The following is a 16098-nucleotide window of genomic DNA, read 5'->3' on the forward strand; positions in this document are numbered from 1 at the left end:
TCGGCCATGGCGGCATAACTTAAACCAAATGGCCTCCGGCAATCCCGGGGCGGTTCAGAAGGGCGACATCGAGCGAGCCAAGTATTCCGCCTGACCGCAACGAAGCACATGAATTCGCAAAGCACGGTCGCACAGCTTTCTCTTGGCACGCCGATTGCTAGCGCGTGAGGATCCAATAACACAGTAGCGGCCTAGAGTACCGTCCAAGCGACAATCGTGTTCCGCCTATCTCGACAGCTCTCACGACGAATCCGACAAAGACGACAGGAAACGAGCAGCAGGAGCGGGTGCCAAATGCTTCGTGAAAGCCAGAAGCTCCGAAGTTCGCATATGAGAGCATCAGGTACGGACCGCTGGTCTCAATGTGGGCGCGAGCGCACGGCTCGACTACCATGGTCGATATTTTCGGGCGTTGCGTGTGCGCGAGCCACCCCGCGTCGCACAAGTATGTGCATGCGTTGCGGCCACCGGATTAGACGAGGGGGATCGCCCAGAACTGATATTGCCAAACGGCATCGAGCTCCTGATCCTTTGGTTAACAATTTCGTCAATATCATCAACGTCGTTCCGACGCTGGCTGACAATAGCGTTGTTCGAATCAGATCTCAAGGCATTTGCGACGAGCGCGGTCTACTCTTAGAGACGGCTTTCGGCGATCCTCAACAAGTGCCAGATAGGAGTCATGCTCAAATGACCTGCGGTTCTCCGGCTGTCCTGTTCGTCGATCGCGCGATGACGGTCGTCATGCTGCCTAGTGGTCTGAGGGCGGCACAGACCTCTCCCCTCGGAAGGAAACTTGCAGGCGACGAACTGTCGCTTGACCCATGCGTGCCTTTGCGCCGCCAGATTTCTGCTGATGAAATCACGACGGTACCGTCTGCCGTCGTATTCCACCAACGTTTGACACCGCGCTTCCATATTGGTTTTAGAGCCGGCTCGGAGAATCGGAGTCAGTCGAACCACGAGGTCGCGACCAGCAAGCGGTCCAATGGCGGAACCGTCCAGGTCTAAATTGCTAAAAGAGTTCTAACGCATGGATGCCGATTTCGCGCTTCTGAAAATCGGGCGCGGTCGTGCGAAGAAAAGGACCTGGCATGTTTATTATTGAGCTCCAGGCCAACGATATGCATGCTGCGCTCGGCCGCCTGCTCGACCAGACCCGCGTTCATGGTCTTCGAATCGCTGCTGTCAGCGCTCGAATGATAGCGGACGGATGTCGGATTACGGTTTCCCTTGAGATCAGTGACCGGGGCCCGGTCGATAAGGTCGCTCGTCGCCTTGAAACTATGGTCTGCATCGTTTCGGTCGATGTGCGAAGAGCAGTGCAAATTGACTCAAGCCTGACGTCGCGAGCTAAAACTTGAAAGTCCAGATGCCGCACGTGACCAACCATCCACGACTGATGCTTCACATGCATGAGCTAGGCGAGTGCCCGGGGAGGCACGTCTGATTTCTTGAGGTCTGCATCTCGCACTGCCGAAACGCCTGAAACGCGAGGAAGTCGCACGACCAGCAGGGAGTCATGAGCCACGGTCGTCGCTGCGCAGCACTGCTCGAGCCAGTATCTGAAGCGACGGTCCTCTTAGCGATTGTTCGCGTGAGTTTGAAACTTAGCGCCATCCGGCTCCGCCAACTTCATAGTTGTGCGCCAAGATCCGGGTGGGCCCGACGTTCGCTCATCGCGCAGGAGTTTCCGGAGATGCGAGAAAGGATCGTGTCCCTGGGCGTGGTGTAACTGGCGGTGGGTCACCGCATTCGCCGGCCTGGGCCGGATCGGTCAGCTGGCGATTGCCGGGAAGCTGACGGCGGGATCATCGCCCAACGGCGCGATCGTTTCCAGTGTCATGTAGCGGCCGCGCTGGACCGCCCACTCGTCGTTCTGTTCAAGCAGGATGGCACCGACCAGACGGGTGATGGCATCCTCATTGGGGAAGATACCGACCACTTCGGTTCGCCGCTTGATCTCGCCGTTGACCCGTTCGAGCGGATTGGTCGAGTGCAGCTTGGCGCGGTGCGCGGCCGGGAAGCTCATGTAGGCGAGCACGTCGGTCTCGGCCTCATCGAGGAACGCCGCGAGCTTCGGCAGTTTGGGGCGTAGCTGATCAGCGATGCGCCGCCACTGCGCCCGTGCCGCTTCAGCGTCGTCCTGGGCAAAGGCGGTGGCAATGAAGGCGGAGACCACCCGCCGCCCGCTCTTGCCGGCATGCGCCAGCGCGTTGCGCATGAAGTGGACGCGGCAGCGTTGCCAGGTGGCGTTGAGAATCTTGCCGACCGTGGCTTTGATCCCCTCATGGGCATCGGAGACGACGAGCTTGACACCGCGCAGGCCACGGCGGGCCAGCTTGCGCAGGAACGCGGTCCAGAACGTCTCCGCCTCGGACGGGCCGACATCCATGCCGAGCACCTCGCGTCGGCCGTCGCCGTTGACCCCGACCGCGATGATCACCGCGACCGAGACGATGCGCCCATTCTGGCGGACCTTCACGTAGGTGGCGTCGATCCACAGATAGGGCCAGTCGCCCTCGATCGGGCGATTGAGGAAGGCCTTCACCTTGTCGTCGATCTCGCCGCACAGCCGCGACACCTGGCTCTTGGAGATGCCGCTCATGCCCATCGCCTGCACCAGATCGTCGACCGAGCGGGTCGAGACGCCCTGCACGTAGGCTTCCTGCACCACGGCCGTGAGCGCCTTCTCGGCCATCCGCCGCGGCTCGAGGAAGCCCGGGAAGTAGGAACCTTTGCGCAGCTTGGGGATGCGCAGCTCGACCGTGCCGGCACGGGTCTCCCAGCTCCGATCGCGGTAGCCATTGCGCTGGATCTGACGCTCCGAGCTCTTCTCGCCGTAAGCGGCCCCAGTCAGGCCCTCGACCTCCAGCTCCATCAGCCGGTGGGCGGCAAAGCCGATCATCTCGCGCAACAGATCGGCATCTGGGGTCTTCTCCACGAGCGCACGCAGGTTCATCATGTCGTCGGTCATCGGTGGTTCCTCGAATCAGGTTGGTGTCGCAACCCAAACCTTACCGACGAATCATCGGTGGCCACCCCCAAAGCCGCTCGCTCGCTACGGCGCTATGTGGGGCGCGCGTCGCGAGCGGCTTTGCTAATCAGCTACACCACTCCTTGGGACACGACCCGAGAAAGCTTTCTGCTTTGCATTGGGCAAGTAGTTTTCTTTATTTGGAAGTCAGCAGCCGAGGCGCCGCATACGTGCTTTGCGGGTCTGAATCTGCGATTTGACGAGCTTGTAACGGGTACTGCTCGCCTCTCGATCAAAGTTGATTTGTCGGGCCGGCCCAGAAGGATCGATACAGACGAGGGCGGGACGATAGAATGGAAGAGCCGGGCGCTGTGGGTCTATGATCTCCGCCTCGCGTTCGACGCGCTGATCGACGGCGTCTATCTAGTGGGGCGCATAGTAATTAACGAGCGATTTGCCACGTTAATAAAGCACCTGAATGAGCATGCCCTAATGGTCGCAGTAGCCGACTCGGCCACACGTGAAGCCAGATGACCCATGACGGAATAATCCAGGATCGCCGGCGGACGTCACTATGGCTGCTACACTTAGTAAAGGGAGATGCACATCATCCGCGCTTTATCAACTACTAGCTCCAGGAATTGATCTCGATGATCGAAGCGCGTCATCTATCCATTGACGGTCGTCGGTAAGGTCAGATGAACAGCGGCCGAGTAAAAGTCGCTGGTTAGGCAGGCAAGGAATGGTTGGTCGGGTAAACGCGGCACAAGGAATCTGCATACAGGATCAATCGCGACCGTTCCTCGTCAATGTTGTTGATCACTCCGCCAGGCGCTCGATGTCCGATATGCTACGCGTCCAAATCTGCTCGAATGCTGAGCTCTCGTTTCTCATGGAGGTGCATGACGGATTCTCCGCCGCGATCGCCGAGCGCACAGGCTTCGAAGGGTTGTGGGCATCGGCGACATCAATTGCCTCCTCCCTCGGATATCGCCATGCCAGCGAAGCTTCATGGAATCAAGTTATGAGCATAATCGAAAGGATCGTCGGCTCCACTGAACTGCCGGTCCTCGTTGATGGAGACTTCGGTCTTGGTAATGTGAATAATGTAGGAGTTATCGCCCACGAGTTGCGTAGCTCTGGCGCTGCAGGCCTCGCACTGGAGGATAGCTCGAGCCTGAAGACGAGGCAGCTTGTACGCGAGCAACATCGTGAAGCAGATATCGATAAATTCTGCAGCCGCGTGCGTGCAGTGAGGGACACAGTCGAAGACGATTTGGTCCTCGTGGCGCGCATTGAGGCACCGAACGACGAGTATGGAATGGAGGAAACGATGCTGCGAGCTCACGATTACGCAGAAGCGGGTGCCGATGCAATCCTTCTTCACTCATGTAAGGGTGCTGTGGAGGGGATAGTTTCGTTCTTGCATGCGTGGCGGAGCCCGCTGCCCATTGTAGTAGTTCCAGCAAAGGACGATCGAATGACGCTCTTTGCTTCTCTAAGTGTTCCATTGTCTGCGATTATCTGGGGCAATCACTCGATGCATGCTGCGATAGATGCAACAAGAAAGCTCCGCTGTCGCTTCGCGATTGACGAGAGCGCTGCGAGCACTGGACGCAATGTCGCGATCGCCGACGATCTGATTGAGCTTTTGATGTATGACGAACTGGCACGTGTGCAAGCACGTTTAGTGTCGCGAAGATAACCTCACATTCACGCATGAAGTCCATCGCGATCTTCGCGGAAGCCAGCATGAGCGTCCGCTCTCATCGAGGACCATCGTGAAGCTTCTTCTACACTCTCAAGACCGAGCTTGTCCATCATCACCAGTATCAGACCCGCACTGAGGCCCAACGTGATATCTTCGCCTTGAGCGAGGCCTTCTACAATCGAACCAGGCTCGGATATATCGCCGCGATCCAGATGGAGCTAAAAGCTGATTAAACCCGTCAACTTCTTCGGGGGAGATCAGTCAAGGCGACGACAAGATCGAGACCTCGCAAGTTTGAAGGCGGCTCCATGGAATAGACCAAGACGAACTCTTCGATGATGCGCTCCAATGTTCCACCTCGCGACGCGAACTGCTTCGATCATTTTTTGGAGCGCGAGATGATCGTACGCGAATAGCGCATCGTCCTAGCCCTTCTTACGGAGGGCAGCCGGGCTTGAGCATGAAGGCACTCACCTTTTGACAGCGGACCCGCAGCGCTTCAACCATAGCCGCTCGGGACGCGGCGAGATCTGGCCTGGCTTTCATCGGGAACTCACAGTGCCGGTAACTCTCCGGCGCGCAGCAGCCCGGCGAGAGCAACAGCGTGCCGGCGGTTTGTCTTCACGCGATCGGCCGGCTTCCTCGGGATCTTGGATGGCGCAACCACGGTGCGCTTATGGCCCCGCTGGGTCAGGTCATAAAGCCATTGCCGAAGCGGACCGGCCTCGTAACAGAAATACACACCACCAAACCGGCTGGCGATCCGTTCAATGATCGGCTCATGTCGGTCGCCGACGTGTCGCCCTTGCGGAATAGACGAATCTCTCCCACCCACCTGTTTTCCGCGATCGGGGGGCTTTTCAGCTTTTGCGATCTCCATTCCAACAATTGTTTCCCTTTAATCTACCCGGCCCGTTCTCCTGTGATGAAGATCGGCTCGGTACGCTGGGGTAACCCTCGGACGTGCAGTGTAGGGCGAGCCACCACAGAAGGCTGACATACGGCCTTACGAGAGATTGCGCGATCGAAGACAGCATCGCTAACAGGCAGCTTCGCGTCGAGACCGCAGCCCGCCCAGTTGAATGCGGCTGCATTAGCCGCGGGTCACGAGCCCACCGGCGGCGCGGGTGGGCAAGGATCGAGTTGCAAGTCAAGTTTACGAGAGCTAAGCCGCAGTTGAATGTGCTGGCTCCGGTTGATAACCCTTTACCAGCTCTGGGTATGCGGTCCGCCTTTATCTCCTGCTCCTCCTTCCGCGTGTTGCGTTGGGGGGCGCGACCAGCTCGTTTTCGAATGCGAACCCGCCGGGCTGCTTGCCTTCCAGGTAAAAATAGAAAAACGAAGCAGTTGTCCACTCGCTTTCTTAGGCCTAGCGGGCGCATCCTGCGGGATGAGTAAAGCGGAAGTTCTCTGATGTGAGGCCTCTTGCCACCGAAATCGTGTGACCGGTTAGGGGAAAATGCAAAGCGCTTTCAACAAGACCACTGTGTTCGCTCAGTAGGAACCTGAGAGGCGATCTGAGCCTTCGAAAGCGATCGAGCCGCAAGACACAATACCGCCGACACGATGGTGCCTCATTCTCTTCCGTCCTTAGATGCAAATCGCGGGGGAAATAAGGGGGAAATAACTGCGCTAACGCTGGTATTGATCAGCTGCGCCAGCTGGCATTCACAAATCAGGCCGAGTCATAGATCTGTGCGCCTTGCCGAATGGGAATTAATGGCAGAATTGATGCGCTTTTGGCGTAAGGGGCGTTCAATCTGAATGAAGCCCAGGGCCTTTTGCACGGTCCCGAATTTCCTTTCTGCCGCAAGGCGACGAATTCAATCGCGGTCATGCCGAACCAATTTTACTTTTCCAGCGGCCGTTGCCCTGTTGGGCAACGAACAAATTTTGTGCGGCCATATTTGAGTTCGAGTGCTGCCGCCATGGTGCTGGCTGCGCGCGGCTGCAACCGCGTTGCACAGGAGTACGCTGGCGCTGCGGCCTTCGGAGTTGTGTCCGGCGCTGTTGTCCGCGCCCGATCGGTGCAGTCGCCGGCGCGGTGATTGGCTGTACCGACCGTCTTGGAGGCGCGTAAATGGCCGCGACATGGGCGAGCGGAAGCAACGCCGTCCTTCGGGATGCTACGCCTACCCATGACGATGTTGGGAGGGCAGTGAGGTGCAGCGGGCTACCCCGCCTTCGGCCGCAACCGGTCAACCGTCCGCGCAATCAGCGCAGCGACCTCTGCGATCTTTGAGCCGATGCGAAACTCCGGCCCGGCCACGACGACCGACAGTCTGCGCTCGCCGATCGGCAGCGGGATCGCGGCGCCGGCGAGATCGCGGCTGTAATCGGCAAAACTCTGGCAATAGCCGCGCGAGATGGAATTGCGCAGCTCGGTCTCGACCGCCTCGATGCTGATCGGCGTCGACGGGCCGTACTGCTTGAACTCGATCTTGCGGTAGACGGAGTCGCGCTCCTCCTGCGAATATTGCAGCAGCAGTGCGCGGCCGCTTGCGGTGGCGTGGATCGGCACGCGATGGCCGATGGTCGCGAAATAGCGGATCGCCGCCTTGGATTCGACGACGTCAATGAACACCGCCATCACGCCCGCCGGGGCCACGATGGAGGCGGTTTCGCCGGTTTCCGCCGAGAGATCGGAGATCAGCTGATGCGTCCAAGGCGGCAACGGCTCGACCTCCGAGATCATCCGCGCCATCGCCAGCCACCGCGGCGTCGGATAGAAGCCCGCGCGCGGCCGCGGCTCATAGAGATAACCCTTCTCCGACAGCGTCGCGAGCAGGTTGAAGGTCGACGAGCGTGGCCAGCCGAAATGATCGGCAATCTCGGCAAGCGTCGCCGGCTTCTTCACTTGAGCGAAGAATTCCATGATCTCCAGGACATTTGCAGCTTGGCGAACGATCATGGCGAAGCCTGCGTTCCGGTCTAGGGCTGGCCGAGGATCTTCTTGGCGGCGCGAAGATGCGGCTTATCGGTCATCTGGCCGTCGAGCCGCAGCGTGCCGGAATTCGGATTGCTCGCGAACGCGGCGATGACCTTTTCCGCCCAGGCGCGCTCGGCCTCCGTCGGCTCGAACGCCGCATTGACGACGTCGACATGCTTGGGGTGGATCAGCGCCTTCGCCGAGAAACCGTCGCGTCGTGCCGCGCGCGTCTCCTGCTCGAGGCCCGCGAGGTTGTCGATGTCGGTGTAGACCGTGTCGATCGGGGCGACCTCGGCTGCGGTCGCCGCCATCAGGCAGAGATCGCGCGCGAGGCGATAGGGGCTGTGGAACACGCCGCCGCTCGCCTTCTCGGTGGCGCCGAGCGAAGCCGAGAGATCCTCCGCGCCCCACATCAAGCCGGCGAGGCGAGGGGAGCAGCCCTTGTAGCTGCCGAGCCCGAAGATCGAGCTGGCAGTTTCCGTCGCGACACAGACGATGCGCGTCGTGCCGATCGCGATGCCGGACGCAGCCTCCAGGGCCTCGAGCCAGGTCGCAACCTGCCGCACGTCGTCGCCGCCTTGCGATTTCGGCAGCACGATGCCGTCGGGCTTGCCGGGCATCACCGCCGCGAGGTCGGCGAGCGTCATGCCAGTATCGAGCGCGTTGACGCGGACATAGAGGTGGTGCGGGCCGAGGCGGCCCTTGAGCATTGCCAGCGTCAGCCCGCGTGCCTCCGGCTTCTTCTCGGTGACGACGGAGTCCTCGAGGTCGATGATCAGCGCGTCGGCCTTGCCTTCGCTCGCCTTCTCGAATTTGCGCGGGGAATCGCCAGGCACGAACAGCATCGAACGCATCAGACCGGCCTCTTGTGCATCATCGCCATGCGGCGGCATTTTCCGACGATCTCGTCGTTCTGGTTCAGGGCGTGGTGCTCGAACTCGACGATGCCCGCCCTGGGGCGCGATTTGGATTCCCTCAACGAAAGCACCTTCGTCGTCGCCCGCAAGGTGTCGCCATGGAAGACCGGTTTCGGAAAGGTCACGTCGGTCATGCCGAGATTGGCGACGGTTGTCCCCAGGGTCGTATCATAGACCGTCATGCCGATCATGATGCCGAGGGTGTAAAGGCTGTTGAAAATGCGCTGGCCGAACTCGGTCTTCTCGGAGAAATGCGCGTCGATGTGCAGCGGCTGCGGGTTGAGCGTCAGCAGGCTGAACATTGTGTTGTCCATCTCCGTGACGGTCCGGGTCAGCGGATGCCGGAACTCCCGGCCAACGGAAAAGTCTTCGAAATAAAGTCCGGCCATCGCGGTTTCCTCCCTGTCCTTGCGATTTGGCCAGCGCCTGCGCTTAAGGCGGCGCTGCCAGGTGAACTGCCTTTTGCTCTGCGAGCCTCTCGACCTCTTCGGCCGAGAAACCGGCCTCGTGCAAGATGTCGCGGCTGTCCTGGCCGAGCGTCGGTGCGGGGCCGGCGGCCTCCGGCTGGGTCACGCTCCAGGTCGAGGGCACGCGCATCTGGCGGATGCGGCCTTCCACGGGGTGATCCACCGTCCTGAAGAAGTCGACGGCCTTGAGATGCGGATCCTCCAGGATCGTTTCCAGCGTATGCATCGGCATCACCGGAATGTCGGCGCGCTCCAAGAGCTCGCGCCACTCCGCGGTGGTGCGCGTTGTGAAGATCTGGCCGATCTCCTCGTAGATCTCGTCGATATGTTTCGTGCGCGCGGCGTGGTTGGCGAAGCGCGGCTGATCGAGGAAATGCGGCTGCCCGATCGCCTCGAAGAAGCTGCGCCAGTGCTTGTCGTTGTAGATGAGAACGCAGAGATAGCCGTCGCCGGTCTTGTAGGGGCGGCGGTAGCGCGAGAGCAGGCGGGCGTAGCCGCCATGGTCGAGCGGGGGATCGTAGGTGAGGCCGCCCAAATGATCGACCAGCACGAACTCGGTCATCGATTCGAACATCGGCACGTCGATGCGTTGGCCCTCGCCGGTGCGCTGCTGGTGCATCAGCCCGCCCATGATGGCGTTGACCATCATCAGCCCGACGATGCGATCGGCGATGGTGACGGGGACGTAGCGCGGCGTGCCGTCGCCGGCGGCAGCTAACAGCGTCGGAATGGTCGCCGCGCCCTGGATCAGATCGTCGTAAGCCGGCTTGGCGGCATAGGGGCCGGACTGGCCGTAGCCGAAGGCGCCGACATAGACGAGGGCAGGATTGATCGCGGCCAGCGTTTCGTAGTCGAGGCCGAGCCGCGCCATCGCCTGCGGGCGCACATTGTAGACCAGCGCGTTGGCGCTCTTGGCCAGCCGCAACAGCGTGTCGCGTCCTTCCGCCTTCTTGAGGTCGAGCACGATGCTGCGCTTGCCGCGATTGGCATTGTGGAACATCCCGCCCATGCCAGACGTGCGGCCGGGACCGATCTGGCGAACGATGTCGCCCTCGGGGCTCTCGACCTTGATGACGTCGGCGCCCATGTCCGCCAGCACCTGGGTGCCGTAGGGGCCCATTAAAACGGAGGTCAGGTCGAGAATGGTGAAGCCGGCGAGGGGTCCCATAAGGGTCTCCTTATCGTTCATATACGTGGAGTTACAGTTCAGAAAACCGCAGTGTCAATTCGAAATTCCCACGCAGCAGCGCATGGGACCATATGTAGTTCATACACTTGACAGATAAATTCACAAATATGTACATTTCCGTCAAGGCGAGAAATGGGGGTGAGGGGCCGGACGGTGTCGCACCGATTGCTGCCGCGTTCGGCGCGGGAACGCGTCAAGGAGAACGACATGAGGAAGAATCTGGCCTGGGCTGCAGCCGCGCTCGCTCTTTCACTGCCGGTCTCGGCAATGTCGGCGCGGGCACTGGAGCTGAAGGTCGCCGACAGCTTCCCCGCCGGCCACTATCTCGTCCGCCTGCTGCTCAAGCCCTGGATGGACGACGTCACCAAGCGCACCAAGGGCGCGGTGACCTTCATTTATTATCCGAACCAGCAGATCGGAAAGGCGGCGGACATGCTGCGGCTGACGCAGTCCGGCGTCGTCGACATCGGGTACATCGGACCGTCCTATGTCTCCGACAAGATGCCGCTGTCGGAAGTCGCGCAATTGCCGGCCGCGTTCGCGACCAGCTGCCAGGGCACGCTCGCTTACTGGAAGACCGCGCGCGAAGGCATCTTGGCCAAGCAGGAGTACGCGCCGAACAAGATCAAGCTGCTGATGGCCGTGGTGCTGCCGCCATACCAGGTGTGGACCGTGAAGTCGAAGGTCGAAATGACCAAGGATATGCAGGGCCTGAAACTGCGCACCACCGGCGGCGCGCAGGACCTGACGCTGCGTGCACTGAGTGCCGTGCCGGTGCGCATGGCTGCGCCCGATGCCTACGAATCGCTGTCGCGCGGCACCATGGACGGCCTCTTGTTCCCGCTCGACAGCGTCGTATCCTACGGCCTCGACAAGTTGGTCAAGCACGCCACCGAAGGTGTCAGCTTCGGCAGCTTCATCGTCGCCTATTCCATCAACCAGTCGGTCTGGGACAAGTTGCCCGACGACGTGAAGAAGGCGATAAACGAGGCCTCGGAAGCGATCACGCCAAAAGCCTGCGCCGACGTCGACAAGGAGGGCGAAGTCACCAAGAAGCAGCACATGCAGGACGAAGGCGTCAGCTTCGATCCGCTGCCGGAGGCGACACGCGCCGAGATCAAGGACAAGCTCAAGGGCGTCGGCAAAGAATGGGCGAGCGGGCTCGACAGCCGCGGCAAGCAGGCGTCCGCCGCGCTGAAGGAATTCGAGGACTTGCTCGTCGCCGGCGGCAAGTGATCCGACAAAGAAGGAGGCGCCAGAGGTGATCAAACGGGCAGGAGATGTGCTCGGCGTACTGGAGCGCGCGCTGACGGTGATCGCGGTCGTGTTCCTGTTCGTGATCATGCTGCTGGTCGTGACCGACGTGTTCATGCGCTATGTGCTGAAGAGCCCGTTCGCCTTCACCTATGATCTGATCGGGCTCTACCTCCTGGCCGGCGTGTTCTTCTTCACGCTGTCGGATGGCCTGCGCGAGCATGCGCATGTCGGCGTCGATATCCTGCTGTCGCGCTTCTCGCCAGCGGGACGGCGGCTGTCCGAGATCATCACTGCGCTGGCCGGCCTGTTCGTGTTCGTCCTGATCTGCCAGGTCGGGTTCGAGCGCGCGCTGGAGAATTACGAGCAGCACGACGTGCTGGCCGGTGCGATTGCCTGGCCGACCTGGATGTCGGCGGCGCTGGTGCCGTTCGGCTGTGGCGTGCTGGTGCTGCGGCTGTCGCTCCAACTCGTCGGCAATGTGCTGAGCCTCGTCAGCGGACGCGATCTCTATCCGCTGCCGCCGGTCACCGGCGTCGGTGAAGCACGCAGCTTTGAGTAACGGGCGATATCCATGACACTCTTCCTTGTTCTCGCCCTGCTGTTCGGCCTGCTCGCGCTCGGCACGCCCGTCGGCTTCGCCATGGCCTTCGCCGGCTCGGTCGGCCTCCTCATGGTCGGCGGATGGTCCACTCTGTTCGGCATTTTGCAAACCGCGCCGCTCTCGACCGTCTCCTCCTACGAGCTGATCACCATCCCGATGTTCCTCTTGATGGCCGATCTCGTGCTGCTCTCGGGTGTCGCGGATGATCTGTTCAAGACCGCCTCCGCCTGGGTCGGCCGCATTCCCGGCGGGCTCGGCATGGCGACTGCGCTCGCCGGCGCCGGCTTCGGCGCGATCTGCGGCACCTCGACCGCCTCCGCTGCGACGCTCTCCTCGACCAGCCTGCCGGCGATGATCCGCCAGGGCTACGAGCCGAAGATGGCCGCGGGCGTGGTCGCGATCTCGGGCACGTTGTCGATGCTGCTGCCGACGAGCGTCGCACTCGTCATCTTCGGCCTGCTCGCCGAGGTCAACATCGGCAAGCTGCTGATCAGCGGCATTATCCCCGCGATCCTCGTCACTATCACCATCATGGCCACGATCTACTTCCTGGTCTGGCAGGATCCTTCGCGCGCGCCGGCCGCGAAATCGGTGCCATGGCGCGAGAAATTTGCACTGCTGTGGCAGGTCTCGCCGATGGTGGTGCTGTTCTCGATCGTCACAGGCACGATCTATCTCGGCGTCGCCACGTCGACGGAAGCCTCTGCCTTCGGTGCGTTCGGCGCCTTCCTGCTCGCGATCGTCAAGGGCAAGATCACGCCGTCATCGCTCTACCGGACGCTGCTGCGCGCCTGCCACGGCACCTGCATGATCATCATGATCCTGGTCGGTGCCTCGATCTTCGGCTACTTCTTCACGCTCACGCATGTGACGCAGGATCTCGTCGCCTGGATCGGCAGCTTGCAGACCTCGCGTTGGGTGATCATCACGGTGATCCTGTGCGGCTATATCGTGCTCGGCTCCTTCATGGACCAGATCGCCATCCTCGTGCTGACCGTGCCGATCGTGCTGGCACTGATCAAGACGCTCGGCTTCGATCCGATCTGGTTCGGGGTCATCAAGATCGTCACCGCCGAGGTCGGCATGATCACGCCGCCGGTCGGGCTGAACTGCTTCATCGTCGCCCGCTACGCCAAGCGGCCGGTTGCCGAGGTGTTCCACGGCACCTTGCCGCATTTCATCGCGCACCTGATCTCCATCGCGATTCTGGTGGCGTTTCCGTCTATCATCCTTTGGCTGCCCTCGCAGATGGGGCGCTAGCACGTCCGGGCCGCCGCGGCTCCAATCAAGGAGATCAAGACCATGGATTTCGCGCTCACCGATCAGCAGGAAGCCATTCGCGACGCCATCGCCAAGATCTGCGAAGGCTTTGACGACGCCTACTGGCTGAAGAAGGACCATGACGGCGGCTTCCCGCACGACTTCCACAAGGCGCTGGCCGATGCCGGCTGGCTCGGCATCTGCGTGCCGGAGGAGTATGGCGGCTCCGGGCTCGGCATCACAGAAGCCGCGATAATGATGCGCACGATCGCGGAATCCGGTGCCGGCATGTCCGGGGCGTCCGCGGTGCACATCAACGTGTTCGGACTCAATCCCGTCGTCGTATTCGGCACCGAGGCGCAGCGCAAGCGCATGCTGCCGCCGATGGTCGAGGGCCGCGAGAAGGCGTGCTTCGCCGTCACCGAGCCCAACACCGGCCTCAATACCACCCAGCTCAAGACCCGCGCGGTCGCCAAGAACGACCGCTACATCGTCAACGGTCAGAAGGTGTGGATCTCGACCGCGCAGGTCGCGCACAAGATCCTGCTGCTGGCGCGCACCACGCCGCTGGAAGAGGTGCGCTCGCCGACCCACGGCCTCAGCCTGTTCTACACCGATTTCGACCGCAACAGGATCAAGGTCCATGAGATCGAGAAGATGGGCCGCAAGATCGTCGATTCTAACGAGCTGTTCTTCGAGGACTTTGAAATTCCGATGGAGGACCGCATTGGCGAAGAGGGCAAGGGATTTCAGTACATCCTCGAAGGCATGAACCCGGAGCGAATTCTCATCGCGGCCGAGGCGGTCGGTTTGGGAAAACTCGCGCTGTCGCGCGCGACCGAATACGCCAAGACCCGTACCGTGTTCAACCGCCCGATCGGGAAGAACCAGGGCATCCAGCATCCGCTCGCGGTGAACTGGGTCGAGCTCGAGGCGGCCTGGCTGATGGTGATGCAGGCGGCCTGGCAATACGACAAGGGCTTGCCGTGCGGCGCGAGCGCGAATGCCGCGAAATACTTCGCAGGCGAAGCCGGGTACCATGCTTGCGAGCAGGCGGTGATGACTCATGGTGGATTCGGCTATGCCAAGGAATTCCACGTCGAGCGCTACTTGCGCGAAGTCCTGATCCCGCGCATCGCGCCGGTCAGCCCGCAGCTCGCGCTCAGTTTTATTGCGGAAAAGGTGCTGGGCCTCGCCAAATCATACTAGGCCGAGGGCACGGGAGGATCGCCATGAACCTCGCTCACCATCTCCTGCGTGCTGCCAGGGCTGACGCGTCCGCGCCGGCGCTGTTCAAGGGGCTGACACCGGTCGCGGACTACGGCCGGCTCGCTGTGACTGTGGGCTCGCTGGCCGCTTCGTTGCAGCAGCGCTTTGGCCTCGCCAAAGGCGACCGCGTCGCACTGCTGATGAAGAACGTACCTGACTACGTCGCCTGCCTCTATGCCTGCTGGCACGCCGGTCTCGTCGCCGTTCCCATCAACGCAAAGCTGCACCCGCGCGAGGTCGCGTTCATTCTCGATAACTCCGGCGCTGCGGTCGTGTTCGTGACGGAGGACATGGCAAGCGTCGCGTCGGAGGCGCTGGCGCTCGGCACGGCCAAGCTACGCGTCATCGAAATCGGCTCGGCCGAGCATAGCGCGCTGGAGAAGGCCGACGGCATCGCCATCGCCAATGTAGCGATCACCGATCCCGCCTGGATATTCTACACCAGCGGCACCACCGGCCGGCCCAAGGGCGCGGTGCTCAGCCATCGCAATCTGCTGGCGATGTCGCTGAACTATCTCGCCGAGATCAACCCGATCGTATCAGGCGAGGCGCTGCTGCATGCAGCCCCGATGTCGCATGGCTCCGGCCTCTACATGGTGCCGCACGTGCTCGGCATGGGCGCGCAGATCATTCCGGAGAGCGGCCGCTTCGAGCCGAACGAAATTCTCGAACTAACGGCGAAGCGCGAGAACATCTCCTTCTTCGCTGCGCCCACCATGGTGCGGCGCCTCACGGTCGCGACGGAAGCGGCAGGCGCAACCGCGCCGGGGCTGAAGACCATCATCTATGGCGGCGGCCCGATGTATGTCGCCGATTGCAAGGCCGCGCTCGCCGCCTTCGGGCCAAAGCTGGCGCAAATCTATGGTCAGGGCGAGAGCCCGATGACCATCACCTACCTGCCGAAATCGATGCATGTCGCCGCCGGCCATGCACGCTACGAGGAACGTCTCGCCTCGGTCGGCATCGCGCAAGGCGTGGTGCAGGTGCGCACCGTGGACGAAGCCGGGCGCGACGTTGCGCCTGACGAGATCGGCGAGATCATCGTGCGCGGCGACACCGTGATGTCCGGCTACTGGCAGAATCCGGACGCCACAGGGAATACGCTGCGCGACGGCTGGCTCTACACCGGCGACATGGGCGCCTTCGACGCCGACGGCTTCCTGACGTTGAAGGACCGCTCCAAGGATGTCATCATCTCCGGCGGCACCAACATCTATCCGCGCGAGGTCGAGGAGGTGCTGCTGCGGCATGAGGCCGTGGCGGAGGCTTCGGTAATCGGGCGGCCGCATCCGGAATGGGGCGAGGAGGTCGTGGCCGTTGTCGTTCCCGTTACGGGGCGGGACGTGGCGCGGGGCGAGCTCGACCAACTTTGCAACGCGTGGATCGCGCGCTTCAAACGGCCGAAGCACTATTACGTCACCGGCGAGTTGCCGAAGAACAGCTACGGCAAAATCGTGAAGACAGAGCTACGCACGCTCTTGAACGACTCCTCCGCGCGCCTTGCGCTGATGGACTAGCCGA

14 protein-coding genes and 2 pseudogenes are annotated in these 16098 nt (G+C 61.6%); 10 read left to right on the forward strand and 6 right to left on the reverse strand.

The window, feature by feature from the left end; genetic code table 11:
• The first annotated feature begins 531 nt into the window (after positions 1–531).
• Together ACR9YP_RS10340 and ACR9YP_RS10345 are read left to right on the forward strand one after the other, a co-directional pair.
• Entirely contained in the window at positions 532–1011 is a 480-nt protein-coding gene (locus ACR9YP_RS10340; protein WP_474219620.1) for a hypothetical protein, read from the forward strand.
• An 83-nt stretch (positions 1012–1094) separates the two neighbouring features.
• Complete coding sequence (locus ACR9YP_RS10345) at positions 1095–1364, forward strand: hypothetical protein (protein ID WP_474219622.1); 270 nt, start codon at positions 1095–1097, stop codon at positions 1362–1364.
• Between the two features lie 413 nt (positions 1365–1777).
• Here the strand turns inward: ACR9YP_RS10345 and ACR9YP_RS10350 are convergent, their stop codons facing one another.
• Positions 1778–2977 carry an IS256 family transposase gene (locus ACR9YP_RS10350; protein ID WP_438102715.1) on the reverse strand — a complete coding sequence of 400 codons (1200 nt, stop codon included), beginning with the start codon at positions 2975–2977 and terminating at the stop codon, positions 1778–1780.
• Between the two features lie 57 nt (positions 2978–3034).
• On the opposite strand from ACR9YP_RS10350, the gene ACR9YP_RS10355 reads away from it, so the two are divergent.
• From ACR9YP_RS10355 to ACR9YP_RS10365, 3 genes and pseudogenes are all read left to right on the forward strand, one after another.
• Positions 3035–3511, forward strand: a complete 477-nt coding sequence (locus ACR9YP_RS10355; protein WP_474219624.1) for a hypothetical protein — start codon at positions 3035–3037, stop codon at positions 3509–3511.
• Between the two features lie 208 nt (positions 3512–3719).
• Positions 3720–4682, forward strand: coding sequence for an isocitrate lyase/PEP mutase family protein (locus ACR9YP_RS10360; protein WP_474219625.1), 963 nt, complete (start codon positions 3720–3722; stop codon positions 4680–4682).
• A gap of 92 nt (positions 4683–4774) precedes the next feature.
• Positions 4775–4921 (forward strand): annotated as a pseudogene (locus ACR9YP_RS10365) (IS3 family transposase); the annotation flags it as partial.
• Between the two features lie 320 nt (positions 4922–5241).
• Here ACR9YP_RS10365 and ACR9YP_RS10370 read toward each other — a convergent pair.
• The 5 genes and pseudogenes from ACR9YP_RS10370 to ACR9YP_RS10390 all read right to left on the reverse strand — a co-directional run bounded on the left by ACR9YP_RS10370 (position 5242) and on the right by ACR9YP_RS10390 (position 10169).
• The gene (locus ACR9YP_RS10370; protein ID WP_474219626.1) at positions 5242–5568 is read right to left on the reverse strand and encodes a hypothetical protein; all 327 of its coding nucleotides are present in this window, start codon (positions 5566–5568) and stop codon (positions 5242–5244) included.
• Between the two features lie 1293 nt (positions 5569–6861).
• Complete coding sequence (locus tag ACR9YP_RS10375) at positions 6862–7599, reverse strand: IclR family transcriptional regulator (protein WP_474219628.1); 738 nt, start codon at positions 7597–7599, stop codon at positions 6862–6864.
• Between the two features lie 20 nt (positions 7600–7619).
• Entirely contained in the window at positions 7620–8471 is an 852-nt protein-coding gene (locus ACR9YP_RS10380) for an HpcH/HpaI aldolase/citrate lyase family protein (protein WP_474219629.1), read from the reverse strand.
• Positions 8471–8938: pseudogene (locus ACR9YP_RS10385) on the reverse strand (MaoC family dehydratase); the annotation flags it as partial. The pseudogene ACR9YP_RS10385 and the gene ACR9YP_RS10380, both read right to left, overlap by 1 nt.
• A 28-nt stretch (positions 8939–8966) precedes the next feature.
• Positions 8967–10169 (reverse strand): CaiB/BaiF CoA transferase family protein, encoded by a 1203-nt coding sequence (locus ACR9YP_RS10390; protein ID WP_474219630.1) that lies wholly within the window; start codon positions 10167–10169, stop codon positions 8967–8969.
• A gap of 228 nt (positions 10170–10397) precedes the next feature.
• Here ACR9YP_RS10390 and ACR9YP_RS10395 point away from each other — a divergent pair, with 228 nt between their 5' ends.
• From ACR9YP_RS10395 to ACR9YP_RS10415, 5 genes are read left to right on the forward strand one after another with little or no spacing between them, the layout of a single operon-like run.
• Positions 10398–11426, forward strand: a complete 1029-nt coding sequence (locus ACR9YP_RS10395) for a TRAP transporter substrate-binding protein (RefSeq protein WP_474219632.1) — start codon at positions 10398–10400, stop codon at positions 11424–11426.
• A 25-nt stretch (positions 11427–11451) separates the two neighbouring features.
• Positions 11452–12006 (forward strand): TRAP transporter small permease, encoded by a 555-nt coding sequence (locus tag ACR9YP_RS10400; protein WP_474219633.1) that lies wholly within the window; start codon positions 11452–11454, stop codon positions 12004–12006.
• A gap of 12 nt (positions 12007–12018) precedes the next feature.
• On the forward strand, positions 12019–13308 hold the full coding sequence (locus ACR9YP_RS10405) for a TRAP transporter large permease (protein ID WP_474219635.1): 1290 nt from the start codon (positions 12019–12021) through the stop codon (positions 13306–13308).
• Between the two features lie 42 nt (positions 13309–13350).
• A complete protein-coding gene (locus ACR9YP_RS10410) occupies positions 13351–14517 on the forward strand; it encodes an acyl-CoA dehydrogenase family protein (RefSeq protein WP_474219636.1) in 1167 nt (388 codons plus the stop codon).
• Between the two features lie 23 nt (positions 14518–14540).
• A complete protein-coding gene (locus ACR9YP_RS10415; RefSeq protein ID WP_474219637.1) occupies positions 14541–16094 on the forward strand; it encodes a class I adenylate-forming enzyme family protein in 1554 nt (517 codons plus the stop codon).
• Positions 16095–16098 lie beyond the last annotated feature (4 nt).

The sequence above is a fragment of the Bradyrhizobium sp. BR14999 genome (genome assembly GCF_056106085.1).